This is a genomic window from Rathayibacter sp. AY1C6, from assembly GCF_002931535.1.
Classification (GTDB): domain Bacteria; phylum Actinomycetota; class Actinomycetes; order Actinomycetales; family Microbacteriaceae; genus Rathayibacter.
Window position 1 is genome coordinate 59,156 of the sequence record NZ_PSWC01000015.1, and the last position, 26,842, is coordinate 85,997.

Sequence of the window (26,842 nt, forward strand, 5' to 3'; positions counted from 1 at the left end):
TCCGACCCTTCGGCGCACCTGTTCGGCTGCGCCCCGCTCGAGAACGGAACGACGCGACATGACAGGTTCGCCTCCGATCGTCGAGATGAAGAACATCTCGATCAGCTTCCCCGGCGTGAAAGCCCTCGACGGCGTCGACTTCCGCCTGTTCCCGGGCGAGGTCCACACCCTCATGGGTGAGAACGGCGCCGGCAAGTCCACGCTCATCAAGGCCCTCACCGGCGTCTACCGCATCGACAGCGGAGACATCGTGATCGACGGGGAGACCCGTCGCCTGACCGGCACCGCCGACTCGCAGGCCGCGGGCATCTCCACCGTGTACCAGGAGGTCAACCTGGTCACGAACCTCTCCATCGGAGAGAACGTGATGCTCGGCTACGAGGTCCGCGGACCCTTCGGCATCAACTGGAAGGCCACACACCAGGCCGCGAAGGTCGCGCTCGAGAAGCTCGGCCTCGGCCACCTCAACACGCGCCAGTCGCTCGCCTCGCTCTCGATCGCGATGCAGCAGCTGGTCGCGATCAGCCGCTCGACGGTGAGCGACTCCAAGGTGCTCATCCTCGACGAGCCGACCTCGAGCCTGGACGCGAACGAGGTCGAGAACCTCTTCGTCGTCATCCGCCGCCTCCGTGCGGAGGGCGTCGCGATCCTCTTCGTCTCGCACTTCCTCGACCAGGTCTACGCGATCAGCGACCGCCTGACGGTGTTGCGCAACGGCACCTTCGTCGGCGAGTACCTGACCCACGAGCTCGACCGCACCTCGCTGATCTCGAAGATGATCGGCAAGGACATCGCGGCGCTGCGCTCCCTCGACTCCGAGCGCGAGAGCCAGGACCACCTCTACCGCGACGCCCCGCTCTACACCGCGAAGGGCATCGGCAAGAAGGGCTCCATCGAGAGCACCGACCTGACGCTGCACCGCGGCGAGGTCGTCGGCTTCGCCGGGCTCCTCGGCTCCGGCCGCACCGAGCTCGCGCGCCTGATCTACGGCGTCGACAAGCCCGACACCGGCGAGATCACGATGCACGGCAAGAAGATCGACGTCCCGACGCCGACCGCCGGCCTCGCCCACAAGATCGCGTTCTCGAGCGAGAACCGCCGCGACGAGGGCATCATCCGCGACCTCTCGGTCCGCGAGAACCTCATCCTCGGCGTGCAGGCCAAGCGCGGCTGGGCCCGCCCCCTCTCCAAGAAGGAGAAGGACGAGATCGTCGGCAAGTACCTCGTCGAGCTCAACGTGCGCCCGGCCGACCCCGACCGCCCGATCAGCAAGCTCTCCGGCGGCAACCAGCAGAAGGTCCTCCTCGGCCGCTGGCTCGCCACCGCCCCCGAGATCCTCATCCTCGACGAGCCGACCCGCGGCATCGACGTCGGAGCGAAGGCCGAGATCCAGGAGAAGGTCGTCGCCCTCGCCGGCGAGGGCGTCGCCGTGGTCTTCATCTCGTCCGAGCTCGACGAGGTCGTCCGCCTCAGCGACCGCATCATCGTCCTGAAGGACCACCGCGTGATCGCGGAGATCCTCAACGGTCCCGCTGTCACTGCGGAGTCGATCGTCACTACCATCGCCGCAGAGGGAGTCGTCGACGAGGACGTCGTCGTCCTCGAGAGCGCCACGCAGGAGGCCGCATCATGAGCAGCGACACCCGACCCGCCCGGGGATCCGTCCTCGGCGGGATCATCCGCCGCCAGTACTTCTGGGGAGTCGTGGCGATCGCCCTGCTCCTCCTCGTCAACGTCGTCAAGGACCCGGGCTACCTGGCCGTCTCGGTCAGCCCCACCACCGGCTACCTCGTCGGCAACGTCATCGACATCGCCCGCGCCGCCGCTCCGATCCTGATGATCGCCGTCGGCATGTGCCTGGTCGTCGCGACCGGGGGCATCGACCTCTCGGTCGGCTCGATCATGGTCGTCGCCGGTGCCGTCTCGATGGAGTTCCTCAACTCCGCGGGAGCGCCCGACTCGCTCGGCGCGGCAGCGGGAGCCTTCGCGGTCGCCCTCCTGGTGGCCGCCGTGCTCGGAGCCGTGAACGGCGTCCTCGTCTCGGTGGTGGGCCTCCAGCCCTTCATCAGCACGCTGGTCGTGATGCTCGCGGGCCGCGGCCTGGCGAAGGTCATCACCGGCGGCCAGAACACCGCCGCCACCAACGAGCCCTTCCGCTGGCTCGCGAACGGGTACGTCTTCGGGCTCCCGGTCGTGTTCCTCCTCGCCATCGCGATCGTCGTGGTCGTCGGAGTCCTGGTGCGCCGCAGCGCGCTCGGCCTGATGATCGAGGCCATCGGCATGGACCCGAAGGCGGCCCGCCTCGCGGGCATCAACCGCCGGGGCCTGCTGATGACCGCCTACATCGGCAGCGGCATCCTCGCCGGAGTCGCGGGCGTGTTCGCCACGGCGAGCGTGATGACGGTCGACGTCTCGCGCACCGGCTACCAGCTCGAGCTCGACGCGATCCTCGCGGTCGTCATCGGCGGCACCTCGCTCGCCGGCGGCAAGTTCAACATCACCGGTGCCGCCGTGGGCGCGATCCTGATCGCCACCCTCGACAAGACCGTCGTGTTCCTCGGAGTCTCGTCCTCCGCGACGCCCGCCTTCAAGGCGATCGTCATCGTCGCGCTCTGCCTCCTGCAGTCCGAGCGCGTCCGCTCCGCCTTCAAGTCCCGTCGCGAGGCGCGCCGCAGCGTCCCGCAGAAAGAGGCGATCCCCGCATGAGTGCCGTGATGACCCGCTCCGCCCCTCCGGCGAGCACCAAGCGCACCTCCGGGGCGCGCGGCTGGCTGAGCCAGCACCTGGACAAGCTGCCCACCCTGGCCGCGCTGATCATCTTCTTCGGGATGATCGTCTACGGCGAGGCCGCCTACGGCCGGATCCTGCAGGCGAGCACGATCTCGAACCTGCTGGTCAACAACGCGCACCTGATCATCCTCGCCGTGGGCCTCACCTTCGTGATCCTCACCGGCGGCATCGACCTCTCGGTCGGCGCGGTGATCGCGTTCAGCAGCGTGAGCGGCGTGCTCCTGATCAACGCCGGCTGGAACCCCTGGCTCGTGATGGTCCTGATGGTCGTGATCGGCGCCCTGTTCGGCGTGATCTCCGGCGTCCTGATCCAGTACTTCAACGTGCAGCCGTTCATCGCGACGCTCGCGATGATGTTCCTGGCCCGCGGTCTCGCCTCCATGCTGAGCACCGTCCCGGAGCGCCTCCCCGAGGACTCGGCCGTGCTGAGCCTGGCCACGCCGATCAAGCTGATCGACGGCCCCAAGGTCAACGACTTCGTCATCAGCCCCGGCGTGATCATCGCGATCCTCGTCGTGGCCGGCGCGTTCTTCGTGCTCCACCGCACCCGCCTCGGCCGCACGGTCTACGCGATGGGCGGCTCCGAGCAGTCGGCGGCCCTGATGGGCCTCCCGGTCGTGCGGACCAAGCTGTTCATCTACATCATCAGCGGCACGCTCGCCGGTCTCGCCGGTGTGGTCTACACCGCCCGCCTCGGCAGCGCGCAGAACATCACCGGCACCGGCTGGGAGCTCGACGCCATCGCGGCGACCGTCATCGGCGGCACGCTGCTCACCGGCGGCGTCGGGTTCGTGCTCGGCTCGGTGGTCGGCGCCCTGGTGCTCGGACTGATGAACGTCCTGATCACCCGCGACGGCGGCATCCCGCCGGAGGCGACCACGATCATCACCGGAGGCATCCTCCTGGTCTTCGTCCTCCTCCAGCGCGCCGTCATGGCCCGCAGCAAGACCTGACCGGGCTCCCGCCCGATCTCCCCCGGCGCCCCCTCGTCCCTCCGCGGACGAGGGGGCGCCGTCGTGTCCGGGGCGCTCCGCCGGCCTCAGGAGGCGGAGCGGCTGAGCGTCAGCGCGGCCTGCTCGCGGGTGGCGTAGCCGCATTCCTCGGCGAGGCGGGCGAGGTCGGCAGGGCCCCGCCGCCGCAGGCCGATCCGGCGCCGGAGGGTGCCCGCCCGGCGCGTCTCGATCTCCTCCGCCGGCGTGCGGCCGAGGAACGCGAAAGCCTCCGCGAGCATGCGGGGGCAGACGAGCAGCTCCCGGGCGAGCACCGCGGCGGAGAACGCCGGGTCGCGGTGGCGCGCCTCGATCACCGGGATCGCCTCCGCGTAGACCTGGTCCGCGCTCCGGGTCCGGACCCGCGGAGCGCAGTGCTCGACGATCCCCTCCAGCAGCAGTTCGCTCGCCCGCCTCACGCCGGCGGCCCCGAGCACGGCCGGATCCCCCTCGATCAGACTGTTGGCGAGGGCACGGGCAGGCGTCCAGACCGACTCGCGCACCGGCACGACCTCGTTGATCCGCTCGCGGACCCACCGGTGCTCGAGCACGGCGGCGTCGAAGCTCCAGGTGTACGAGACGGTGGGCCGCCGGTAGTCGATGCGTGCCGCGGTCCTCGCCTCGAGGACGAGGACGCTGTTCGGCACCGCCTCGAGCGAGCCCTCCTCGAGGATCATGTCTCCCCCGCCCTCCACGATCAGGGACACGTGCACCTCCTCGGACTCGGCAGCCCGGTCGAACGCCGGCGGACGGTCGACCCTGATCCCCTCCGGCGCCCAGACCCGCGTCACCCGGAGGCCCGGCCCGTACGCAGCATCCCAGCGGAGTCCCCGGGTGCCCGCCTGCGGCTCGTCCCACGCGCCGATGAACTCCTGCATCCGCTCCTCTGCGGCCCCCATTTCCCGCCTCCTCCGCGTCGAACGAACAGAATCCCTCATCTGTCGATCACCGCCGGACGTTCGCACGGATCTCCCAGGCCTCCGCGCCTCGCACTCGGAATCCGGCCGCACGCCGTCGCCGGACCGGGAGGACGGCCACGGGGACCGTCCCGGTCAGCGGCGCTGGGAGAGCCGCCACAGCGCGCGGCGAGCGCTCCCCTCGGAGGCGAAGCCCGCCTCCTCGGCCGCGCGCGCGAAGTCGGCCGTCGCCAGGGACCGCCCGCCGATCAGGAGCAGGAGGGTGCCCGCCCGGCGCCGCTCGAGCTCGTTGTCGGCCGTCCGCCTGAGGAAGGAGAACGCGCGAGCCAGCGTCAGCTCCGACACCAGGAGCTCGCGGGCGAGCCGGGCGGCGGTGAGGGCGGGATCGCGGTGGCGCTCCTCGATGAGGGCCATGGCCTCCCCGTAGACCTCCTCGGCGCGGGGACGTCTGCGCGGCGCGGAGCTCTCGACCAGCTCCTTCAGGAAGGCCTCGCCCGCCCGGGCGACGGCGGGCTGCTCCGCCAGAGCGGGGTCGCCGTCGAGGAGACCGTCCATCAGCGCCCGCGCCGGAGCCAGGAAGGAGTCGGCGACCGGCAGGACCTCGCCGAAGCGCTCCGTGACCCAGCGATGCTCCGGCGCCCGCTCGCCGAGCATCCAGGCGTAGATCACGGTCGAGCGGGGGAAGCACGCCCCGGTCCGCGGCTCCGCGTCGATGACCACCAGATCACCACTGCCGCACTCGAGCGTCCGTCCGTCCTGTCGGATGCGTCCTCCGCCCTCGACGACCAGCAGCAGATGCGCGCCCGGCGGGCAGCGCGACTGCGGCTTCTGCTCGAGAACGCAGCCGCCGGGGATCCACAGTCTGGCGATCTCGAAGCCGGGCGAGCCCGTCCCCTCGACCCGCAGTCCAGAACGGGCCTCCACGCCGTTCCAGTGCTCGGCCATCCGCCGGTACATCTCGCCCGATCTCGACCCCATCGGGCGCCCCCTCCTCGCGGGCACGCTGACGCCTCACCACGGGAGTGATTCGCAGCCCGCGCGTGGTCCGTTTGTCACGGGACCGGTCACAGCGGACGGCGACGCTCCCACTCATCGCACCGGCGGCGCCCCGGCCGGAACGGGCGACCGAGGGGATCACCGGGTCAGGAGGGCGATCGCGACTCGGAACGGCGCCGGAGCACACCACTCCCTCCTCACGGCGGCGCCACTTCCTCCTCACCTGCCCCCGAGCGCTTGGGCCGACCGACCGCCCGCGGGAAGACTCCCCAGCGGTACGGCGCCCGTCGTACCCGCCGAAGCGACCGAGCGGACGACGACCGTCCTCCGAGCAGGCCGTCGGCGAGAAGACAGACCGAGGAGCTTCACTGTGACTTCCGACAACTCTCCCGCTGAGCAGGGTCCGCTGAGGCGACGCACCGTCGTCGCCGGCGCCACCTGGTCCCTGCCCGTGATCGCCGCAGCGACGGCCACCCCGGCCGCCGCCGCCTCTGCCACGCAGACCCTCGTGTTCAGCTCCATCCCGACCATGATCGCGTGCATGCCCAACACGGCGCCGATCACGCTGACCCTCACCGGCGGCAACGTCGCGAACGTCCCCGTGCGGGTGAACACCCCGCCCGGCTTCCGCTTCGGAGGGAGCGGGACCGACACCTTCGTGACCGACGCGAACGGAGTCGCCACCATCCCCGCCGGCAGCGTCATCGCCGGCCCCTCGACAGGCTCGGCCCTCGCCTTCGGCGGCTCGGCGAAGACGAACGCCCCGTTCCCGGTCCGCCAGACCGGCGACCTGCAGTACAGCACGGGCCTCGCCACTGTTCCCGAGAACTCCGGATTCATCCACACCTCCTCGCAGGGTGTGAACGGCAACGTCTCCGTCAAGGCGAACGGCGACATCTGGCAGTACCGGCGGTCGGACGGCTGGCAGAAGCTCGGCACAGGCGCCTCCACGGAGCCCAGCACGTCCGGGCTCACGCAGCAGCCGGACGGAACCTACAACGCGCACTGGATCAAGGACGGAGTCCTCCAGTACGGCAAGGCGCTCGCGACCGTTCCGAACAACTCCGGATTCGTCCGCACCTACGGTCAGGGCGCGGACGGGAACGTCTCCATCAAGTCGAACGGCGACGTCTGGCGGTACAACCGCCAGGCCGACGAGTGGACCCTTCTGGGCACCGGCGCCAGCACCGAGCCGAGCGCGGCCGGCATCTCCGCGAACCCGGCCGGGACCCTGAACGTCCACTGGATCAAGAACGGAGTCCTGCAGTACGGCACCGCAGCGGCCACCGTGCCGACCAACTCCGGATTCGTCCGCGTCTACGGCCTCGGCACCCGCGGCACGATCGCCGTGAAGTCGAACGGCGACATCTGGCGGTACACCCCGCAGGGCAACGTCTGGGACCTCGTCGGCACCGGAGCCAGCACCGAGCCGAGCGCCGCCGGACTGACCCAGCGGCCGGGCGGGACCTTCGAGATCCACTGGATCAAGGACGGGGTCCTGCAGTACGGCACCCGGCTCGCGACCGTTCCGGAGAACTCCGGGTTCGTCCGCACCTACGGTCAGGGAGCGGATGGGAACGTCTCCGTGAAGGCGAACGGCGACATCTGGTACTACAGCCCGGCGCAGAACACGTGGACCAAGATCGGCTCCGGTGCCAGCACCGGCCCCGATGCGGCCGGGATCACCGCCCAGGGAGACAGCGCGCTGAACCCCCACTGGATCAAGGCGAGAACCGACTGCCGCTGATCCGCGCCCGGCGGCCCTCTCCGCCCGCGTCCTGCCGGACCGCGGCGAGGAGGGCCGCCTCCGCCCTCCCGCCGAGGACGGGCGCCTCGTCCGAGGAGGAACGCGCCACCCCGTCTCGGCGCCCCTCCCCCGGCCTAGCGTGGTCACCGCCCGCGCACCCCGTCCCCGCTGCGAAGGAGCCCGGTGACCGCTTCCGAGCAGCCGGCCGCCCCGCGCGGTCTCGTCGAGACGCTGCAGCTGAGCGGTCCCCGCGTGGAGGCGTGGCTGAGGAGCCTCGGCTGGGCGAGCGACGGAGCTCCGCCCCTGCACCTCGCCGGGGACGTGCTCGCCGTCGACGGCTTCCGGCTGAGCCGCCTCTGGCACACACCCGGCACGCTCCGGACCGACCCGCCCCTCCCCGCCCCCGACCGGGCCGAGGTCGACCTCATCGTCCCGGTCGCCGGCGAGATCGTCGTCGACGGCCCTCTCGAGACCGCTCGTCTGCGGCCCGGCGGGCTCGCCCTCCTCCGACGCGACGACTCCGCTCGGTTCCGGGCGGAGGAGGACTCCGCCTGGCTGGCGCTGAGGACCTCCTGGGGCAGGCTCGGCCTCACGAGCGCACAGTCCGGCGGGCCGTCCTGCACGCTGCTCGCCGCCGACAGCTACAGCGGCGCCTTCGTCTCCCTCGTCAACGCGACCCTCAACGCGGACCTCGCGGCGGGCGATCCCGGCTTCAGCGAGCTGCGCCGGGCGCTCGAGGCGACCGCGTCGGCCCTGATCAAGCAGAGCCTGCCGCCCGCCCGTCCGGAGGACGGACTCGAGGGCGTCCTCCTCCGCGCGATCGCCGTCATCGATGCGGAGGCGGGTGACGCGGACTTCACCGCCGGCGTTCTCGCGATGCGGCTCCGCGTCTCGCGGGCGACGCTGGACCGCGCCTTCCACCGCCGGGGCACGACCGTGGCCGCGACCCTCCGCGAGCGGCGCGTGCACCTCGCCGCGTCGCTGCTCGCCGCGAGCCCGTCGCTCTCGCCCTCGGCTCGCGCGGCCGTGGCCGAGCGGGCCGGCTTCCGGACGCTGAGGGCGATGGACCGCGCGCTGAGCCGTTCGCGCGACGTCGACCGCGGCTGATCCGACCGGACATCGGCGTACGCGTCGCTCCAGGATGCACCCGGGATTCGTCGAACCGGTTCGCCTCTCCTCTGGAGTGTCGGGAAATGATCCGGTTAGGCTCTTCACGTTGTCGTCAACATAGTGTTACCGTGAACATTGCCGCGTACGAAGCCGGCACACTCCCTCCCCTCAGCAATGGTGCCGACCCTGGAGCAAAGCGCGATGAAGCCTTTCCTGCGACCACTCGTCCTCGTGACGGCCGTGGCCCTCACCGTCCCCCTTCTGACGGCCCAGTCGGCGAGCGCAGCTCCCTCCGACAGCCTCGTCCTGCGCTACGCGCTCGACGAGACGAGCGGCACGACCGTCGCCGACAGCTCGGGCAAGGGCCGCACCGGCACGCTCGTCAACGGAGCCGCTCCTCGCGGAGCCGCGGGCGTCGCCCTCGACGGGACCGACGACTACGTCAAGCTGCCCGACGACCTGCTCGCGGGCCTGAACTCGATCACGGTCAGCACCGAGGTCCTGGTGAACGCGAACCAGGGCACGCCCTACTTCATCTGGGGCCTCGGCAACACGACGAACGGCGCCGGGAACGGCTACCTCTACACGACGGGCAACGGCTACAAGGCCTCGATCGCCACCGGCAACTGGACCACCGAGCAGACCGTCAACTCCAACGCGAACCTCGCGCGCAGCGTCTGGAAGACCCTCACCTACACGCTCGACGACGCGAGCGACACCGCACGCCTCTACCTCGACGGCACCCAGGTCGCGCAGCAGACAGGAGTGACCATCACTCCCGCCGCGATCGGCAACGGCACCACCACCGCGAACGCGATCGGCCGCTCCGTCTACACGGCGGACAAGACCCTCGCCGGCTCGGTCCGCGACTTCCGCGTCTACAGCACGGCGCTCAGCGCGGCCGACGTCGCGACCCTCCAGGCCCCGGACAGCACGCGCGTCTCCCGCGACTCCGCCGCCCTGGGCCTCGGGAGCCTCTCCTCGGTCTCCGCGAACCTCACCCTCCCGACGACCGGCCCCAACGGCTCCGCCATCGCCTGGGCCTCGAGCAACTCCGCGGTCGTCTCGACCAGCGGAGTCGTCACGCCGCCCGCGACCGGGGTCGCCTCGGTCGAGCTGACCGCCACGACCACCCGCGGCTCGGCCACGGCCACCCGCACCTTCACCGCCACCGTGCCCGCCAAGGACGTGAACGCCGACGCCCAGAAGGCGCTGGACGCCCTCTCGATCGTCAACTCCGGCGACGTCCGCGGCAACGTGACGCTGCCCGCGAAGGCCGGCTCCTACGACGTCGCCTGGTCCTCCTCGAACACGGCCGTGCTCAGCACGACCGGCGTCGTGAAGCGCCGGTCCGCCGCCACGCCCGTCACACTCACCGCGACGATCGCCGGCACGACCGCGACCCGGCAGCTGCCCGTCACGGTGACCGCGGCTCCCGCGGACCTCGACACCGAGTACGACGCGGGCTACCTCTGGACCCACTTCGCCTCGACCGACTACGAGAAGATCTACTTCGGCTCCAGCACCGACGGTCTGCACTGGTCGAAGCTCAACAACGACAAGGCCGTGCTCGCCAACCTCGGCGGCACCCTCGGCGTCCGCGATCCGCACCTCGTGCGCTCCCCCACCGGCGACGAGTACTGGATCATCGGCACCGACCTGCACGCCGAGGGCACCGCTCCCGGCGGCACCTGGGACCAGACCAACGCGAGCAAGAACCTCGTCGTCTGGCGCTCGACGGACCTCGTGAACTGGAGCGATCAGAGCATCGTCTTCGCCGGCTTCCCCGACGCGGGCAACGTCTGGGCTCCCGAGGCGATCTGGGACGACGCGACCGGCCAGTACTACGTCTACTGGTCCGCCCGCGACAAGACGCTGACCGGCGGGGCCTCCGCCCAGCGCGTCTACGTCTCGACCACGCGCGACTTCGTCGGCTTCTCCACCCCGAAGGTCTGGCTGGACGAGAACCCCGCCGCCGGCGGCGGGAGCCGCGGCAGCATCATCGACACGACCATCGCGAAGGAGGGGGACACCTACTACCGCTTCTCCACCGCCGACTGGCGCACGGTCGTCGACAAGGCCCCGAGCCTCGCCGGCCCGTGGACCCGCGTGATCGGCTTCGGCGAGGAGAAGTCCCGCGGCCTCTCCGACCACCTCGAGGGCCTCACCGTCTACCAGCTGCCCGACGGCCGATGGGTCGTCATGGGCGACTCGTTCGGCTACTCCGCATACGTCACCGACACCCTCTCGGACATGCGGTTCACGGCGCTTCCTGTCGGCACCACCGGCGCGAACACGTACTCGTTCTCGAAGCCCTTCCGCCACGGCTCGGTGCTCCGCCTCTCGAGCGCCGAGGAGGCGCGCCTGACGGCCGCCTACGGCACCAGCAGCACCGGCCCCGCCGCGAAGCCGGTCAACGCGGCCGGCGAGATCCTCCGCTACACCTTCGACGGCGGCTCGGGCACCACGGTGCGCGACAGCTCGGGCAACAACCAGAACGGCACGCTGCCCTCGGGTGGCACCTGGAAGGACGGCGCCCTGCAGCTCGACGGCACCGACGACTACGTCAAGCTGCCGAACGACCTGCTCGCCGGAGTGACGGACCTCACCATCCAGTCCGACGTCTGGATCGACCCCGCGCAGGGCGGCGCCTACTTCCTCTACGGCCTGGGCAACACCACGAACGGCGCCGGCGACGGCTACCTCTTCACCTCGGGCAACAACTACCGCACCAGCATCGCGACCGGGAACTACACCACCGAGCAGACCGTCGCCGGCGGCTCGGCCCTCCCCCGCGGCACCTGGGCGCACCTGACGTACACGCTCTCCGGCACCACCGGCACGATCTACCTCGACGGAGTGAAGGTCGCCAGCGGCACCGTCACGACCGACCCGAAGGACATCGGCGGCGGCTCCACCTCGGCGAACTACATCGGGCGCTCGAACTACGACGCCGACAACCGCTTCCGCGGCCAGATCCGCGAGTTCTCGGTCTACAACCGGGCCCTCAGCGCCTCCGAGGTGCTCGCCGCCTCCGGCAACACGTCGGCCCTGGTCGACCTGTCGCTCAGCGGCGACGTCCTGAAGACGGCCCCGATCGTCGACTCGGCGAGCAGGACGGTCACCTTCCCGGTGAAGCCGGGGACCGACCTGACGAAGCTCACCCCGACCTTCTCCACCGCGGCCGGCGTCACGGCGAGCCCCGCCTCCGGCACCGTCCGCGACCTCTCCACCCCGCAGACGGTCGTGCTCACGCCCGCCGCCGGCGGCACCGCGACCACCTGGACCCTGAAGGCCGTCGTCATGAAGTCCCCGGTCCTCGCAGGCCTGAACGCCGACCCGAACATCGCGGTCTTCGGCGACACCTACTACCTGTACGCGACCTCGGACGGCTTCGCCGGCTGGGGCGGCAAGACCTTCTACGCCTGGTCCTCGAAGAACCTCATCGACTGGACCCGCTCGGAGCAGCCCTTCCTGACGCTCGACGGCGCGAACGGCAACGTGCCGTGGGCGACCGGCAACGCCTGGGCGCCGACGATCATCGAGAAGAACGGGAAGTACTACTTCTACTTCTCCGGCGAGAACTCCTCGCTGAACCGCAAGACGATCGGAGTCGCCGTCTCGGACAGCCCGATGGGCCCGTTCACGGCGCAGCCGACCGCGATGATCACCAACGGCGAGTCCGTGCGGTCCGGCCAGGCGATCGACCCCGCCGCGTTCACCGACCCGAAGACCGGCAAGAGCTACCTCTTCTGGGGCAACGGCGACCCGCTCTACGGGGAGCTGTCCGACGACATGCTCTCGATCAAGACCGGCACGATCAAGAAGATCAGCGGCCTGACCGACTTCCGCGAGGGTGCGTTCCTGAACTACCGTGACGGTCTGTACCACCTCACCTACTCGATCGACGACACCGGCTCGGAGAACTACAAGGTCGGCTACGCCACCTCGACGAGCGTCGACGGACCGTGGACCTACCGCGGCGTGGTCCTCGAGAAGGACACCTCGCAGGGCATCCTCGCCACGGGCCACAACTCGATCGTCAACGTGCCCGGCACGGACGACTGGTACATCGCCTACCACCGCTTCGCCATCCCCGGCGGAGACGGCCAGCACCGCGAGACGACGATCGACCGGGTGACCTTCGACAAGACGACCGGGCTCATGCAGAAGGTCGTCCCGACCCTCACCAGCGTCGCCGCCCAGACGATCGTCGACACCGCGCCGCTCGCAGCCTCGATCACGGGGAAGGCGACGGTGGGCAGCACGCTGACCGCCTCCGCCTCCTCCCCGTGGACGGCGACCGGCTTCCAGTGGAAGCGCGGTGGGACCGCGATCAGCGGGGCGACGGCGTCGAGCTACACGCTCACCGCCGCCGACCGCGGAGCGACGATCTCGGTGGCCGTGACCGCCGCGAAGCCGCAGTGGACGCCGGCGACGGCCTCCGCCTCCGTCGGTCCCGTGACCGACTCGGCACCCGCGATCGCCGTGACCACGACCTCCACGACGCGCTGCGCCGCCGGGAAGATCGTCGTCACCGCGACCGCCACGAACCCGAACGCCTTCGCCGCGAAGATCGTGATCGGCACGACGTGGGGCTCCAAGAGCTTCGCCGACGTCGCTCCCGGCGCCACCGTCTCGGCCGCCTTCACCACCCGGGCGACGAGCGTGACCGACGGATCCGCGACCGCCACGGCGACCGCGTTCATCAGCGGGAAGCCGGCCACGGCCTCCGCGACCGCCCCCTACTCCGCGGCCAGCTGCAGCTGATCCGCGGGCACGACCCACACCCATTGAGATCGAGCCGGCGACGACGCCGGCCGGAGAACGGAGAACACCCGACATGAACACCCGATCCCTTCTGATCCGCGGAGCCGCTGGACTGGCCGGAGGCGTCCTCCTGCTCGGAGTCGCCGGAACGGCGTTCGCCGCCGAGGTCAACTACGGCAACGACGACGTCGACATCAACGTCGAGATCGCCGACCTCCCCGGGACCGGCGCCCTCTCGATGACCGTCGCCGCGGACTCGACGACGCTGACCGAGACCGGCTCGGACAACGTCCGCCGCCAGTTCACCGGCACCCTGCCCACCGTCACGGTCACCGACACCCGTGACGCCGCGGACGTCTCCCCCGACTCCGCGTGGTACGTCATCGGCACGGCGAGCGACTTCACGTCGGCCGACGGCTCGACCATCGGCGCCGAGAACCTCGGCTGGACCCCGGACCTGGTCGACGGTGGAGACCTCGGCGAGGTCGCCGCGGGCGATGAGGTCGGCACCGCCATCGACGGCGGCGCCAACGGCGTCGGCCTGAAGGGCAAGGAGCTGCTCGCGATCGTCGCCAGCAACTCCCAGCAGGTCAACCCCGAGGGCTCCTGGAGCGCCGACGCCGACCTCTTCCTCCGCACCCCCGTGAACGTGGACGCCGGCGCGTACTCGTCCACCATCACCCTGTCGCTCTTCGAGTGACCCGTCGCGGCCGGGGGACGCACTCCCTCGGCCGCGATCCCACCACGGCCGACGCGGCCGGGCCCGCCCGCCCGGCCGCGTCGTGCTTCCCCCGTGCGACCATGAGGTTCTGATGACTGCTCCGCGCCGCTCCGCCGCTCCCCGCCGCCCGCTCCTCCCCGCGCTGCTCGCGCTGGTCGTCGCCCTCCTCGGCGCGGGCGTCGCCCCGCAGGCCGTCGCGGCCGACGGAGCGATCACCTGGGCGGTCAGCCCCTCCACCGACGGCGTCCCCGACAAGCGCGCGTGGGTCGAGCTCGAGCTCGCCCCCGGCGCGAGCGCCTCGGACGAGGCGGTCGTGCGGAACCTCAGCGACCAGCCCGTGACCTTCAGCATCACCAGCGCCGACGGCTACTTCACCGACACCGGCCGCTTCAACATGCTCAACTCGGACCAGGAGTCGGTCGACGCCGGGCTGTGGATCTCCGCCCCCGAGACCGTGACCGTCGATCCGGGCAGCAGCGGCGTGGTGCCGTTCACCGTGACGGTCCCCGACAACGCCACCCCCGGCGACCACGCCGCCGGCATCGCCGCCTCCGTGCTCTCGCAGGGCACCGAGGCGGGAGGTGCGAACGTCGGAGTGGAGAGCCGCATCGGCTTCCGCGTGATGACCCGCGTGACCGGCGAGGTGACCCCCTCCTTCTCCGTCGAGGACCTGGCCAGCGACTACCGCCTTTCTTGGAACCCGTTCCAGCCCGGCTCCCTCTCGCTCGTCGCCGACGTGGTGAACACCGGCAACGTGCGCCTGCTGCTCGACGGCACGGCGAGCGCCCAGGGCGCCACCGCCCCCGTCGTCGCGGCCGACGCGCCCCAGCAGGAGCTGCTGCCCGGCGACCGGCGCAGCGTCTCGGTGCAGCTCGACGGCATCTGGCCCCTCTTCGGGGTCGGCGCCGACCTGACCATCGCACCGACCGTCGCCGCCGCCGATCAGGAGCCGGTCGCCACCGCTCCTGTGACGGAGTCGATCACGGTCGCCGCCGTGCCGGTCCCGCAGCTGCTCGTGATCCTCGGCGTCGCCCTCATCCTCGCGGCGCTGCTCGCCGGGCGCTCGCGCTCGCGCCGCCGCATCGCCGCCCTGGTGCAGCAGGCCAAGGAGGAGGGCCTGCGCGAGGGCGCGCGCGTCTCCTCCTGAGCACCCCCTCCGCACGCTCCCTCCCCCCTCCCTGCCGCCGAGGGGCCCCGGGCCGTCGGGGGGATCCGCTACACCGGGTTCCCCCGACGGTCCAGGGTTCGCTCACCGCGCGGCCATGCGTCAGAGTGAGCGGATGACCACCACCTCCCTGGAGGCGCCGACTCGGCGTCTCGGCCTCATCGCGCTCATCGCGACCCTCGGCGGCCTCCTCTTCGGCTACGACACCGGCGTCATCAACGGCGCCCTGGAGCCGATGTCGGCCGAGCTGGGCCTCACCGCGCTGACAGAGGGGGTCGTCACCAGCTCGCTGCTCTTCGCCGCCGCGATCGGCGCGATCTCGGGCGGACGCCTCGCCGACGCCCTCGGGAGGCGGACCATGATCCGCCTGCTCGCCGTGCTCTTCCTCGTCGGCGCCCTGGTCTGCGTGGTGGCGCCGGGCTTCGGCGTGATGGTCCTCGGGCGGGCGGTCCTCGGGCTGGCCGTCGGCGGCGCCTCGGTGGTCGTGCCGATCTACCTCTCCGAGATCTCCCCCTCCGAGATCCGCGGCTCGCTCGCCGGCCGCAACGAGCTGATGATCGTGATCGGCCAGCTCGCCGCCTTCGTGGCCAACGCCGTCATCGGCACCGTCTGGGGCGAGCTGCCCGGCGTCTGGCGGATCATGCTCGCCGTCGCCGCGCTCCCCGCCGCGGCGCTCCTGCTCGGCATGACCCGGGTCCCGGAGTCGCCGCGCTGGCTGATCGCGCACGGCCGCCGCGACGAGGCGCTCGACGTGCTCACGACCATCCGGACGCCCGACCTGGCCCATGCGGAGGCGGAGACCATCGCCCGCTCGATCGGCGCGAAGGACGGCCCGAGGATCCCCCTGCTGCAGGCGCTGCGCGAGCGCTGGGCGGTGCGCATCCTGCTGGTCGGCATCGGGATCGGAGTCGCCCAGCAGCTCACCGGCATCAACTCGATCATGTACTACGGCCAGTCGGTGCTGAAGGAGGCGGGCTTCGACCACGACGGCGCGCTCGTCGCCAACATCGCACCCGGGGCGATCGCCGTGATCGGCGGCCTGATCGGGCTGCGGCTCATGCAGACGATGAACCGCCGCACGACCCTCCTGCTCGGCTACTCCCTGACCACCGCGATGCACTTCCTGATCGGCATCGCCTCCGTCGCTCTCCCCGTGGGGAACCCGGCGCGGCCGTACGTGATCCTGGTGCTGGTCGTCGCGTTCGTGGGGAGCATGCAGACGTTCCTCAACATCGTCACCTGGGTGATGCTGTCCGAGATCTTCCCGCTGCGGATCCGCGGCGTCGGCGTCGGCATCGCGATCTTCTGCCACTGGACCACGAACGCGGTGCTCGGCCTGTTCTTCCCCACCCTCGTCTCCGGCGTCGGCATCACCGGAACGTTCTTCCTGTTCGGCGCCGTCGGCCTGCTCGCGCTCGTCTTCATCTGGAAGCGCGTGCCCGAGACCCGCGGCCGCGCCCTCGAGGAGGTCGAGGCGGGCGTCGTCTCCGGCGAGCTCCTGCGCCGCTGACGCCCGCCCTCGGGATCCGCCTACTGGTAGGTGACGAGGTCGGGGAGGGGGCGCACCTCGGCCATGGTCTCGGCGGGGGTGAGCATGGGCGCGTCCTCGTCGTAGAAGTTCTTCCAGCCCCAGCCGATGCCCTCGGGGGCGCCCTCGTGCAGCGCGTCCCAGGTCGCCTGCTTGTCGGGCTGCGAGCCCTGGCCGTCGACGTGGATGAGGAACTCCAGCTCGGGCCGGTCGCGGCGGATGCTGTCGCGGTCCTGCAGCATCGACAGCCGGAACTGGTGCAGCACGAACATCTTCGGCGGCAGCCCCTCGCTCTGCACCAGGTCGGCCAGCCACTCCGACACGCTGTCGACCTCGGCGGCCGAGACGCGCCCGATCTGCTGCAGCGGCTTCTGGCCGGGCAGCAGGCGCCACTCCGGGTCGAGCGCGAGGCCGACGTTGGGCAGCGTCAGCAGGTCGGCGTACTGCTTGGCCTGGGTGAGGAAGTCGGTCAGCCCCGACTGCAGGTCGAGCACCACGTACATCCCGGCCTCCTGCGCCGCGTCGATGTAGGGGCGGATGTCGGCGGCGTCGAGCTCGTTGGAGTAGTCGCCGTCCTTGCCGGGGTCGCCCGCCGCGACCGTGGTGATGATCTCGAGGCTCGGCACGACCTGCTTGTCGGTGAGCGCCCGGTACGGCTCGGCCACCGCCTGCGCCCGCGCGATCGTGGGCTCGAGGCCCTGCTCCCCCAGCACGCCGAGGACGGGAGCGCCCGGAGTGCCGTAGATCGCGACGAAGAGGTGCCCGCCGAACATCCGCTGCCCGCCGCCCGGCAGCTGCCAGCCGCTCGCGGCCGCGCGCACGGCCCACTCGGGCTCGGGTTGCGCGGCGAGCACGGGGCCGAGCAGCAGCGTGCAGGAGGCGTCGGCCTCGGCGATCGCGGTCACGGCTCCGCCCGAGGCGAGCAGGTCGTCGCCGTCGACCACGGTGACGGGCACGCCGGCCGCGCGGGCGGTCGCCAGAGCGGCGACGTCGGCGTCCTGCGCGCGGGCGAGGGCGTGCAGGCCGGTCAGGGCGTCGGCTCGGGCCGGGAGGGCGCCGAAGGGGGCGTCGGAGGCGGTGGACGGCGCGGCGGCGGCGAGGTCGGCGAGCGCCAGGTCGGTCACGGTCAGGCCGGACGCGGTGCTGAGGGCGGCCGCGTCGGAGGCGGAGGCGACGACGTCGACGCCCTCGGGCGCGGTGACGTCGCCGATTGCGAGCACGCGGGTCACGCCGAGGCGGGCGAACTCGGCGGCGAGGGCGTCGGAGGTCGGAGCGGTGGAGGACGGAGCGACGGACGGGGTCGCGGAGTCGGACGGGGTCGCGGAGTCGGACGGCGTCGCCGAGTCCGACGGCGTCGCGGAGTCGGACGGCGTCTCGGAAGCCGTGGATCCCGCGGCCGCGGCGTCCGCGGACGGGGCGGCCGTCGCTCCGGATCCCGCCGAGCCGACCAGCAGCGGCACGCCCCAGGCGATGCTCACCTGGGCGGCGCGCAGGCGGGACTCGGCGACGTCCTCGACCAGGACGACCAGCGGAGCCGCGGCGAACAGGGCCGCACTCGCGGCGAGCGCGTCCGGGGCGAGCGCCACCGGACCGCTCGGAGCCGCGGTGCGGGTGCGGGGCGCCTCCTGCTGGGCGTCGTCCGGAGCGGAGGAGTCGGGCGTGCAGGCGCTGAGCAGCGGGAGCACCGCGAGACCGCCGATCACGACGCTGCGGCGCGAGAGCCCGGAGCGGGCGGGGACGGAACGGGGTGTCGAGGGCATGGCAGGCCTCTCCTCTCGGAGCCCGATCGGGGCTCTCTGGTGCGTGGCTGGTCCTCTCGACTATCGCAGGCCCGGCGGCGGCGAGCGCCGAGGGAGGCGTCCCGGGCGCGCCTCCGACGCCGTCCGGACATGCAGAAGGGGAGCGGCGCCGCAGCTCCGCTCCCCTCCGAGTGGCTGGATCAGACCGTGCGGGGGGCCTTCGCGAGGTTGGCCTCGAGCTCCTCGCGGTTCTGCCGCACCACGTAGGCGGGGCGGTCGCGCTCGACGCGCCACGACTCGCTCAGCGGCGTGATCGCGACGGTGTCGAAGCCGATCCGGTCGTAGAGGTCGGTCACGAAGTGGATCGCCTCGGGGTAGTCGCTCGACGTCGCTAGAGCGCGGCGGTCGGGCGTGCCGGCCGGGGTGCCGTCGGTGGTGATGTCGGCGGCCATGATGTGGTTGAACGCCTTGACGACCTTCGACTCCGGGAGGTGCTGCTGGAGCATCTCGCTGGTCGTGGTCTCGCCCTTGTCGAACGCCTCGATGCGGCCGTCGCGCTCGAAGTAGTAGTTGTTCGTGTCGAGGACGATCTTGCCTGCGAGCGGGGCCACCGGCACCTCCTCGAGGTTCTTCAGCGGCACCGTCACGACGGCGATCTCAGCGGCCTCGGCCGCCTCCTGAGCCGTGGCGGCGCGGGCCTTCGGGCCGAGCTCCGCGATGAGGTCGGCGAGGGTCTCGGGGCCGCGCGAGTTCGCGATGACCACCTCGTCCCCGAGGGCGATGACCGCCCGTGCGACCTGGCTGCCGATGTTGCCTGCTCCGATGATTCCGTACGTCGTCATGCTGAGGAGAACGCGGAGGGTGCCCAGGCATTCCGCTCTGCGGCGTTCTCCCACGCCGCACCCAGGTGGGCCCGTGCCTCCAGTAGCCTCGGTCCTCGGGCGCCGCTGCCCGAGAAGGAGTCCGTGATGCCGCAGTACGACCTCCCGCTCGACCTCCTCGAGCAGTACGCCCCCGAGATCGCCGAGCCCGCCGGGTTCGCCGAGTTCTGGCGCGACACGATCGCCGAGGCGAGGGCCGTCGCGACCGAGCCGCGCCTCGAGCGGGTCGACGCCGGCTTCGGACTGCTCGACACCTTCGACGTCACCTACTCCGGCTTCGGCGGCCACCCGATCCGCGCGTGGCTGATCCTCCCCCGCGGCGTCGAGGGCCCCCTCCCCGGGCTCGTGACCTTCATCGGCTACGGAGGCGGCCGCGGGCAGCTCGCGGAGTGGACCGCGATGTCGGCCGCCGGCTACGCGCACCTGGTCATGGACACCCGCGGCCAGGGGTCCGGGCACCGCTCCGGAGCCACGCCCGACCCGGTGGGCAGCGGGCCGCACGTCTCCGGCTTCATGACGCAGGGCATCGAGTCGCCCGCGGAGCACTTCTACCGCCGCGTCTTCACGGACGCCGTCCGAGCGCTCGACGTGCTGCGCGCGCACCCCGCGGTCGACGCCTCCCGCGTGGCCGTCTCGGGCGGCAGCCAGGGAGGCGGGATCGCTCTCGCCGTCACCGGGATCCTGGGCCTGCTCGGCGAGTCGGAGGCGGCGCGCGCCGCGATCGTCGACGTGCCGTTCCTCTCCCACATCCCGCACGCCGTGCGGCTCGTCGACACGATGCCGTACGGCGAGATCGTGCAGTACCTGCACACCCACCGCGGCGCCGAGGCGCGCGTGTTCGACACCCTCTCGTACTTCGACGGCACCTCCTTCGCCCCGTACGCGCAGTCCCCCGCGCTGTTCTCAGTCGCGCTCCGCGACGACATCTGCCCGCCGTCCACCGTCTACGCCTCCTACAACCGCTATGCCGGACCCCGCGAGATCCGGGTCTACCCCTTCAACGGCCACGAGGGCGGCGAGGCGTTCCAGATCGGCGAGCACGTGCGCTTCCTGGGGCGCGAGCTGGCGTAGGAGGAGGCGCCGGCCGGTCTGCGGACGGGGGCGGTGCGCCCCGGCGCATCACCCGTCCCGACTCGCGATCATCGCGCTGCCGATGCGGTCCTCGAGGTCGGCCAGCTCGTCGAGGACGTCGCCGACCACCCAGACCTGCCGGGCGCCTCGACGGGCGCCGCTTTGTGACGCCGTGCGTCGCGCTCGGTACCCGTTCGCGGCTCCGCTGGGCACTATCGATTCCATGACCCGCCAGATCCGCTTCAACGCCTTCGACATGAACTGCGTCGCCCATCAGTCCTCGGGCATGTGGCGCCACCCCCAGGACCAGTCCTGGCGCTACAAGGACCTCTCGTACTGGACCGACCTGGCGAAGCTGCTCGAGCGCGGCACGTTCGACGGGATCTTCATCGCCGACGTGCTCGGCACCTACGACGTCTACGGCGGCTCGAACGAGGCGGCGATCCGCCACGGCGCGCAGGTCCCCGTCAACGACCCGATCCTCCTCGTCTCGGCGATGGCCGCCGCGACCGAGCACCTCGGCTTCGGCATCACCGCGGGCACCGCCTACGAGCACCCGTACCCGTTCGCGCGGCGCATGTCGACGCTCGACCACCTGACGAAAGGCCGCGTGGGCTGGAACGTCGTCACCGGCTACCTCCCCAGCGCCGCCCGCAACATGGGCCACGAGGACCAGCTCGAGCACGACGACCGCTACGACGTCGCCGACGAGTACCTCGAGGTGCTCTACAAGCTGTGGGAGGGGTCCTGGGAGGACGACGCGGTCGTCCGCGACCGCGAGTCGGGCGTCTTCACCGACCCGGCGAAGGTGCACGAGATCGGGCACCGCGGCAAGAACTTCACCGTCCCCGGCATCCACCTCTCGGAGCCGTCGGTGCAGCGGACCCCCGTCATCTACCAGGCGGGAGCGTCGCCGCGCGGCATCCGCTTCGCGGCGGGCAACGCGGAGGCGATCTTCGTCGCGTCCTCGACGAAGGCCGGCCTGAAGGCGACCGTCTCGCGCATCCGCGACGCCCTCGAGGCGGCCGGCCGCGACCGCTACTCCGCGAAGATCTACACGCTGCTGACGATCATCACCGCCGAGACCAGCGAGGCCGCGCACGAGAAGCACCGCGACTACCTCTCCTACGGGAGCGAGGAGGGGGCGCTGGTCTTCATGTCGGGCTGGATGGGCATCGACCTGTCGCAGTACGACCTCGACGAGCCGATCGGCAACGTGAAGAGCAACGCGATCCAGTCGGCCGTCGCCAACTTCCAGGAGGCGAACGAGGACGGCTCGGAGTGGAAGGTCCGCGACATCGCCAAGCTCAGCGTGATCGGCGGGCTCGGCCCGTTCGTCGTCGGCTCGCCCGCGGAGGTGGCCGACCACCTGCAGGAGTGGGTCGAGGAGACCGACGTGGACGGGTTCAACCTCGCCTACGCGATCACGCCCGGCACCTTCGAGGACGTGGTGGAGTTCATCGTGCCGGAGCTGCGCCGCCGCGGCGCGTACCCGGAGGAGTACGTCGAGGGGAGCCTGCGCCAGAAGCTGCACGGCCGCGGTGACCGGCTGCCGGAGGAGCACCTCGGCGCCGGCTTCCGCTACGCGCCGGCGGCGGTCTGACGACAGGGGGCGCCGGGCGGCCGGTGGGGGCGGGGGGTCTCCACAGGCCGCTCCGCGGCCGCGCCGGACGCACGAGCACCCCGCCGCGATGCGCGACGGGGTGCTCGGGACGTGCGGAGGGGCTCAGCCCTCGAAGGTGGCGTCGAGCGTGATGTCGACCCCGGTGAGCGCCTTGCTGACGGGACAGGTCTCCTTGGCCTCGTCGGCGGCCTTGAGGAAGGCGGCCTCGTCGATGCCGGAGACCTCGCCGCTCACGACGAGCTTGATGCCGGTGAGCTTGAATCCGCCGGCCGAGTCCGGGCCGAGCGAGACGTCGGCGCGGACGTCGAGCGCCTCGACGGTGCCGCCGGCCTGGCCGAGGACGGCCGAGAACTGCATCGCGTAGCAGGCGGAGTGGGCGGCCGCGAGGAGCTCCTCGGGGCTGGTCGAGCCGTTGGCGTCGTCGGCGGCGCGCTTGGGGAACGAGACGTCGTAGGTGCCGATCTTCGAGCTCGAGAGCTCGACCTGGCCCTCGCCGGTCTCGAGCGAGCCGTTCCAGGCGGTGCGTGCGGTACGAGTGGGCATGAGTCCTCCTTGGGGGGCGGGGAGAACCGTAGAACGATCGTTCTCCCCTGATGCGCCGAGCCTAGGTGGAACGCGCGGCTTCCTGCAACCACCGGCCTCGGACCCTCGGCGAGATGCCAGTCCGGCGCGCCTCCGTCGGCGTGTCGCGTACGGGAGCGGCCTGTCGCGGAGGAGAGGACGGCCGCCAGGTCAGTGCACGAGCTTCAGGCCGACGACGCAGCCGACGATCCCGAGGACCAGCAGCGTGCGCACGAGCGAGAAGCCCTCGCCGCCGAAGAACATGCCGTAGAGGACGGTCAGCGAAGCGCCGATCCCGACCCAGACCGCGTACGCGGTGCCGGTGGGCAGCTCGCGCATCGCGTAGGCGAGGCCGGCCATGCTCGCGACGACGCCGACTCCGAAGACGACCGACGGGCCGAGCCGCGTGAATCCCTCCGACTTGCCGAGGGCGGTGGCCCACACGGCCTCGAGGACACCGGAGAGGATGAGGACGATCCAGGACATGACAGCTCCTACGAGTCAGTCTTGTCGCGTTCCGGGTACTGCTCCCTCGTCCGGTCGCCGTCATCGGCTCCGGACAGTCTGCCCGTGCGCGCTGGGCAGGCCCTGGGCAGCGCGCGGCGGGGGCGGAGCCGCCGCGACCGCGGCTCCGCCCGCCGCCGTCAGCGCGGCTGAGCCGGGTTCGTCGGCACTCCGTGCGAGGGCGGGTTGATCGGCGGACCGGACGTCGCCGGAGAGACCGGCGATCCGGACGACGAGCGGGACACCTCGGGGAGCGACTCCGGCACGCTGCCTGCCGGCTCCGCTCCCCCGCGCAGCTGCTCGAGGCGCGAGTGCAGGATCGTCGTCACCGGCAGGCGGTGCCCGTGCGCCTCCTCGTAGGCGAGCAGCGCGCCGAGGCCGGCCTCGTCGAGCGGGCGGATGCGCTCCGCGAGCGTGCCGAGCGGGATGTCGTTCCAGTCGGGGAGCGGCAGCTCCTCGCGGGAGGGTGTGTCTGTCATTCGTGCTCCTTCCGTTCCCTCCATCCCACGCCCCGGACGGCCGTCCGCCCAGGGGCTTGACCGGTCGCGGGGAGAGCGGGGCGGTCGGGGCGGTCGGGAAGGACGGTCCGGCGGAGCGGCGGCCCCGCCGGGACCGTCGGCGGATCAGGCGGTGCGGCGGGACGAGCGGCGGGTCGCCAGGTGCACGAGGACTCCGACCACGAGGAGGATCCCGGCGTAGAGCCAGACGATCGGGTCCTGCTGGCTGAGGAGCAGCACGCACGAGGCGACGCCGAGCACGGGGATCGCCGTCCACACGCGGAAGTGGTCGTGCTCGACCTTGTCGCGCCGCAGCACGAGCACCGAGACGTTCGTGCTGATGAACACCAGCAGGAGGAGCAGCACCACGGTCTCGGCGAGGGTCGCCAGATCGCCGACCAGGGTCAGGAGGCACGCCGCCAGCGTGGTCACCGCGATGGCCACCCACGGCGTACGGCGCTTCGGCAGCACCCGGCCGAGCACGTCCGGGAGGAGGCCGTCCTTCGCCATGCCGTAGGTGACACGGCTCGCCATGATCATGGTCAGCAGCGCTCCGTTGGCGACCGCGACGAGCGCGATCAGGCTGAACAACCACGCCGGCACCCCGGCTCCGCTCGCCGTCACGACGTCGAGCAGCGGGGCGGAGGATCCGGACAGCTCGTCGGCGGGCAGCGCGATCGAGCTCGCGAGGCCGACCAGGACGTACACCGCACCGGCCGTCAGCAGCGAGCCGAACAGCGCGCGCGGGTAGACGCGGCTGGGGTCGCGGATCTCCTCGGCGATGTTGGCCGAGGTCTCGAAGCCGACGAAGGAGTAGTACGCGATGATCGCCGCGCCGAGCACCGCCAGCGCCGGCGCCTGCTCGGAGCTGAGCTCGACCGTGCGGGCGAGGTCGCCGCCTCCGCCCGCCACGAGCAGCGCGACGCATCCGATCACGATCAGCAGGCCGCCGACCTCGATCACGGTCATCACCGTGTTGCTGAGCAGCGACTCCGCGACGCCCCGCGCGTTGAGGCACGCGACGAGGATCAGGAAGACGATGGCCGTCGGCACGGTCGGCACGTCGAGGAAGGTGCCGAGGTAGTCGCCGGCGAACGCGAGCGACAGGCCGGCCGCGCTGGTCACTCCGGCCGCGAGCATGGCGAAGCCGACCAGGAACGAGACGATCGGGCGCTTGAAGGCCCGCTGCGCGAACACCGCCGCGCCTCCCGCCTTCGGGTACTTGGTCACCAGCTCGGCGTAGGAGCCTGCGGTCAGCAGCGCGAGGCCGAGCGCGAGCAGGAGGGGCATCCAGACGGCGCCGCCGACCTCCGCCGAGAGCGTGCCCATGAGGGCGTAGATGCCTGCGCCGAGGACGTCGCCGAGGATGAAGAAGTAGAGCAGCGGGCCGGTGATGCGGCGGCGCAGGGAGGTGCCGCCGGCCTCTCCGGTCGCGGGGGCGTCGCTCGTGGTGGCCATGTCGTCCTCTCGTCGCGCGCTCGGGAGCGAGCACGACGGGCCACGCTAGGGAGGAGGGGGCCGGGAGGTCGAGAAGGTTGACCGGGTGGGGCCGAGGGCGCTACACGCGCGGGGCGTCTGCGGAGCGGGCGCCTGCGGGCCGGGCGCGACTTGCGGGCCCGGCGCCTTCCGCGGGCCGGGCGCGTTCCCCGATCGGGCACGGCATGCCGCGCCCCGCGCCGGCCGTCAGCCGAGGACGACGTGCTCCCCACCGCGCTGCTCGGCAATCTCCTCGCCGACCTCCTCCGCCTCCTGGCGCGACTCGTGGTGGCTCAGCGGGACCCGGGCGTGGGCGATGCGGTTGTGCCAGCCCTGCTCGTCGGAGTAGGTCTCGATGGGGAGGACGGTCGTGGTGCTCATGGTGCTCCTTCGTGGTGGTCCCTCCATGGCACCTCGCGCCCCCCGCCGCTCGGGAGAGGGTTGACGCGAGCCCGTGTCTCGAGCAGGACGGAGGCGTCTCGGCGGCACACCAGCGAGCGGCGGCGCCGCGACGAGTCAGGGCGAGACCATGCCGCCGTTCACGTTGAGGGTCTCGCCGGCGACGAAGCTCGACTCGGCGGACGCCAGGAACACGTAGGCCGGGGCCTGCTCGGCGGGCTGGGCGGCACGGCCCATCGGCGACTCGCTGGAGCCGAAGTCGGGCAGGCTCTCGGGGTCGACGCCGCCGCTCACCTGCAGGGCGGTCCACGTCGGGCCGGGCGCCACGACGTTCACGCGGATGCCCTTCGCGGCGAGCTGCTGCGCGAGGCCCTTCGAGAGGTTGTTGATCGCGCCCTTCGTCATCGCGTAGTCGAGGCGGTCGGGGGCGGGCTTGTGCGCCTCCGCCGACGCCGTGTTGATGATGGTGGCGCCCGCGGGCAGGTGCGGGAGGGCCGCGCGGATGATCCGGAACGGAGCGAAGACGTTGACCGCGAAGGTCGCCTCGAACTGCTCGTCGGTGATGTCGAGCAGGTCCTCCTTCCAGATCTGCTTGCCGGCCACGTTGACCACCGCGTCGAGCCCGCCGAGGCCCTCGACCGCCTCCGCCACGAGCCGCGCGCAGTACTCGGCACGCGTGAGATCGCCGGGGATCGGCACGGCGGTGCGTCCCTCCGCACGGATCAGCCCGATCACGTGCTGCGCGTCCTCCTCCTCGCTCGGGAGGTAGGCGAGGGCGACGTCGGCCCCCTCGCGGGCGAAGGCGATGGCCACGGCTGCGCCGATCCCGGAGTCGGCTCCCGTGATGAGCGCGCGGCGGCCCGCGAGCCGGCCGGTGCCGCGGTAGCTCTCCTCGCCGAGGTCCGGCACCGGGGTCATCCGCGACTGCAGCCCGGGCTCGGGCTGCTGCTGGACCGGCGGAGTCACGTCCGGGTACTGGGTGGCGGGGTTCGTGAACGTGTACTGGTCGGGCATTGCTCCTCCGTCCGCGGCACCCGGATCGGGCCGCTCCCCTCCATCCCAGGCGAGCCGCGCCTCCGGAGCCACCCCGTGCACGGGCGGGCGGCGCTGTGGTAGCAGGCACCGCGCCTGCTCGGAGGACCGGCACGGCGACCCGGACGTGCCGGTGCTCCGCTCCGCGGATGAACACCGGACGACAGTGGGCTCCCCCGCGCGCCGAGGCCGCGCGGGCGTGCGAGGCTTGATGGTCGTCCCCCTCCCGCCAGCCGAACGCGTGCCCGAGCGCCGTGCCCAGGGGGACGCCGAGGACGAAGGCCGCGGATCCGCCGCCCGCCGTGATCGCGGTCGCGCGGCCGAG

Annotated in this window: 22 protein-coding genes and 1 riboswitch; of the genes, 11 read left to right on the top strand and 11 right to left on the bottom strand. The window is 71.9% G+C overall.

The window, feature by feature from the left end; translation table 11 throughout:
- Window positions 1-58: 58 nt before the first annotated feature.
- Genes C5D36_RS10615 through C5D36_RS10625 form a run of 3 tightly spaced genes read left to right on the top strand, consistent with a single transcriptional unit; the run spans window position 59 to window position 3,743 of the window.
- Window positions 59-1,633 carry a sugar ABC transporter ATP-binding protein gene (locus C5D36_RS10615; protein ID WP_104222393.1) on the top strand — a complete coding sequence of 525 codons (1,575 nt, stop codon included), beginning with the start codon at window positions 59-61 and terminating at the stop codon, window positions 1,631-1,633.
- Window positions 1,630-2,706 carry an ABC transporter permease gene (locus tag C5D36_RS10620; protein ID WP_104238658.1) on the top strand — a complete coding sequence of 359 codons (1,077 nt, stop codon included), beginning with the start codon at window positions 1,630-1,632 and terminating at the stop codon, window positions 2,704-2,706. Before C5D36_RS10615 ends, C5D36_RS10620 begins: the two co-directional genes overlap by 4 nt.
- The gene (locus C5D36_RS10625; protein WP_104222391.1) at window positions 2,703-3,743 is read left to right on the top strand and encodes a sugar ABC transporter permease; all 1,041 of its coding nucleotides are present in this window, start codon (window positions 2,703-2,705) and stop codon (window positions 3,741-3,743) included. Before C5D36_RS10620 ends, C5D36_RS10625 begins: the two co-directional genes overlap by 4 nt.
- Window positions 3,744-3,829: 86 nt before the next feature.
- Here the strand turns inward: C5D36_RS10625 and C5D36_RS10630 are convergent, their stop codons facing one another.
- Both C5D36_RS10630 and C5D36_RS10635 read right to left on the bottom strand, forming a co-directional pair.
- Window positions 3,830-4,678, bottom strand: coding sequence for a hypothetical protein (locus C5D36_RS10630; RefSeq protein WP_104295796.1), 849 nt, complete (start codon window positions 4,676-4,678; stop codon window positions 3,830-3,832).
- A gap of 153 nt (window positions 4,679-4,831) precedes the next feature.
- Window positions 4,832-5,674, bottom strand: a complete 843-nt coding sequence (locus C5D36_RS10635; RefSeq protein WP_104295797.1) for a hypothetical protein — start codon at window positions 5,672-5,674, stop codon at window positions 4,832-4,834.
- Window positions 5,675-6,062: 388 nt separating this feature from the next.
- On the opposite strand from C5D36_RS10635, the gene C5D36_RS10640 reads away from it, so the two are divergent.
- From C5D36_RS10640 to C5D36_RS10665, 6 genes are all read left to right on the top strand, one after another.
- Window positions 6,063-7,439 (top strand): hypothetical protein, encoded by a 1,377-nt coding sequence (locus tag C5D36_RS10640; RefSeq protein WP_104295798.1) that lies wholly within the window; start codon window positions 6,063-6,065, stop codon window positions 7,437-7,439.
- Window positions 7,440-7,622: 183 nt separating this feature from the next.
- On the top strand, window positions 7,623-8,546 hold the full coding sequence (locus tag C5D36_RS10645; RefSeq protein WP_104257723.1) for a helix-turn-helix domain-containing protein: 924 nt from the start codon (window positions 7,623-7,625) through the stop codon (window positions 8,544-8,546).
- A gap of 204 nt (window positions 8,547-8,750) precedes the next feature.
- Window positions 8,751-13,319, top strand: coding sequence for a family 43 glycosylhydrolase (locus C5D36_RS10650; protein ID WP_181072854.1), 4,569 nt, complete (start codon window positions 8,751-8,753; stop codon window positions 13,317-13,319).
- Between the two features lie 73 nt (window positions 13,320-13,392).
- The gene (locus C5D36_RS10655) at window positions 13,393-14,019 is read left to right on the top strand and encodes a hypothetical protein (protein ID WP_104227017.1); all 627 of its coding nucleotides are present in this window, start codon (window positions 13,393-13,395) and stop codon (window positions 14,017-14,019) included.
- Between the two features lie 112 nt (window positions 14,020-14,131).
- Window positions 14,132-15,187, top strand: coding sequence for a WxL protein peptidoglycan domain-containing protein (locus C5D36_RS10660; protein ID WP_104257721.1), 1,056 nt, complete (start codon window positions 14,132-14,134; stop codon window positions 15,185-15,187).
- 133 nt (window positions 15,188-15,320) lie between these two features.
- Complete coding sequence (locus tag C5D36_RS10665) at window positions 15,321-16,715, top strand: sugar porter family MFS transporter (protein ID WP_258062918.1); 1,395 nt, start codon at window positions 15,321-15,323, stop codon at window positions 16,713-16,715.
- Between the two features lie 20 nt (window positions 16,716-16,735).
- Here C5D36_RS10665 and C5D36_RS10670 read toward each other — a convergent pair whose 3' ends face one another.
- Window positions 16,736-18,493 (bottom strand): hypothetical protein, encoded by a 1,758-nt coding sequence (locus C5D36_RS10670; protein WP_104295800.1) that lies wholly within the window; start codon window positions 18,491-18,493, stop codon window positions 16,736-16,738.
- A 179-nt stretch (window positions 18,494-18,672) separates the two neighbouring features.
- Window positions 18,673-19,314, bottom strand: coding sequence for an NADPH-dependent F420 reductase (locus tag C5D36_RS10675; RefSeq protein ID WP_104295801.1), 642 nt, complete (start codon window positions 19,312-19,314; stop codon window positions 18,673-18,675).
- 126 nt (window positions 19,315-19,440) lie between these two features.
- Between C5D36_RS10675 and C5D36_RS10680 the strand changes: the two genes are divergently transcribed.
- Window positions 19,441-20,424, top strand: a complete 984-nt coding sequence (locus C5D36_RS10680) for an acetylxylan esterase (protein ID WP_104295802.1) — start codon at window positions 19,441-19,443, stop codon at window positions 20,422-20,424.
- A 48-nt stretch (window positions 20,425-20,472) separates the two neighbouring features.
- Here C5D36_RS10680 and C5D36_RS16850 read toward each other — a convergent pair whose 3' ends face one another.
- Window positions 20,473-20,637, bottom strand: a complete 165-nt coding sequence (locus tag C5D36_RS16850; protein WP_181072856.1) for a hypothetical protein — start codon at window positions 20,635-20,637, stop codon at window positions 20,473-20,475.
- Between the two features lie 10 nt (window positions 20,638-20,647).
- On the opposite strand from C5D36_RS16850, the gene C5D36_RS10685 reads away from it, so the two are divergent.
- Entirely contained in the window at window positions 20,648-22,027 is a 1,380-nt protein-coding gene (locus tag C5D36_RS10685; protein WP_104247810.1) for an LLM class flavin-dependent oxidoreductase, read from the top strand.
- Window positions 22,028-22,150: 123 nt separating this feature from the next.
- Here the strand turns inward: C5D36_RS10685 and C5D36_RS10690 are convergent, their stop codons facing one another.
- From C5D36_RS10690 to C5D36_RS10715, 6 genes are all read right to left on the bottom strand, one after another.
- Window positions 22,151-22,591, bottom strand: a complete 441-nt coding sequence (locus C5D36_RS10690) for an OsmC family peroxiredoxin (RefSeq protein ID WP_104247811.1) — start codon at window positions 22,589-22,591, stop codon at window positions 22,151-22,153.
- 189 nt (window positions 22,592-22,780) lie between these two features.
- Window positions 22,781-23,095, bottom strand: a complete 315-nt coding sequence (locus C5D36_RS10695; protein WP_104222377.1) for a multidrug efflux SMR transporter — start codon at window positions 23,093-23,095, stop codon at window positions 22,781-22,783.
- Between the two features lie 9 nt (window positions 23,096-23,104).
- Window positions 23,105-23,168, bottom strand: a riboswitch (guanidine-III (ykkC-III) riboswitch).
- A gap of 85 nt (window positions 23,169-23,253) precedes the next feature.
- Window positions 23,254-23,592: a hypothetical protein gene (locus tag C5D36_RS10700; protein WP_104257715.1), complete on the bottom strand. Its 339-nt coding sequence runs from the start codon at window positions 23,590-23,592 to the stop codon at window positions 23,254-23,256.
- A 144-nt stretch (window positions 23,593-23,736) separates the two neighbouring features.
- Window positions 23,737-25,068, bottom strand: a complete 1,332-nt coding sequence (locus tag C5D36_RS10705) for an APC family permease (protein ID WP_104227025.1) — start codon at window positions 25,066-25,068, stop codon at window positions 23,737-23,739.
- 225 nt (window positions 25,069-25,293) lie between these two features.
- Complete coding sequence (locus C5D36_RS10710) at window positions 25,294-25,467, bottom strand: DUF2188 domain-containing protein (protein WP_159940661.1); 174 nt, start codon at window positions 25,465-25,467, stop codon at window positions 25,294-25,296.
- 135 nt (window positions 25,468-25,602) lie between these two features.
- Entirely contained in the window at window positions 25,603-26,499 is an 897-nt protein-coding gene (locus tag C5D36_RS10715; RefSeq protein WP_104295803.1) for an SDR family oxidoreductase, read from the bottom strand.
- Between the last annotated feature and the right edge of the window lie 343 nt (window positions 26,500-26,842).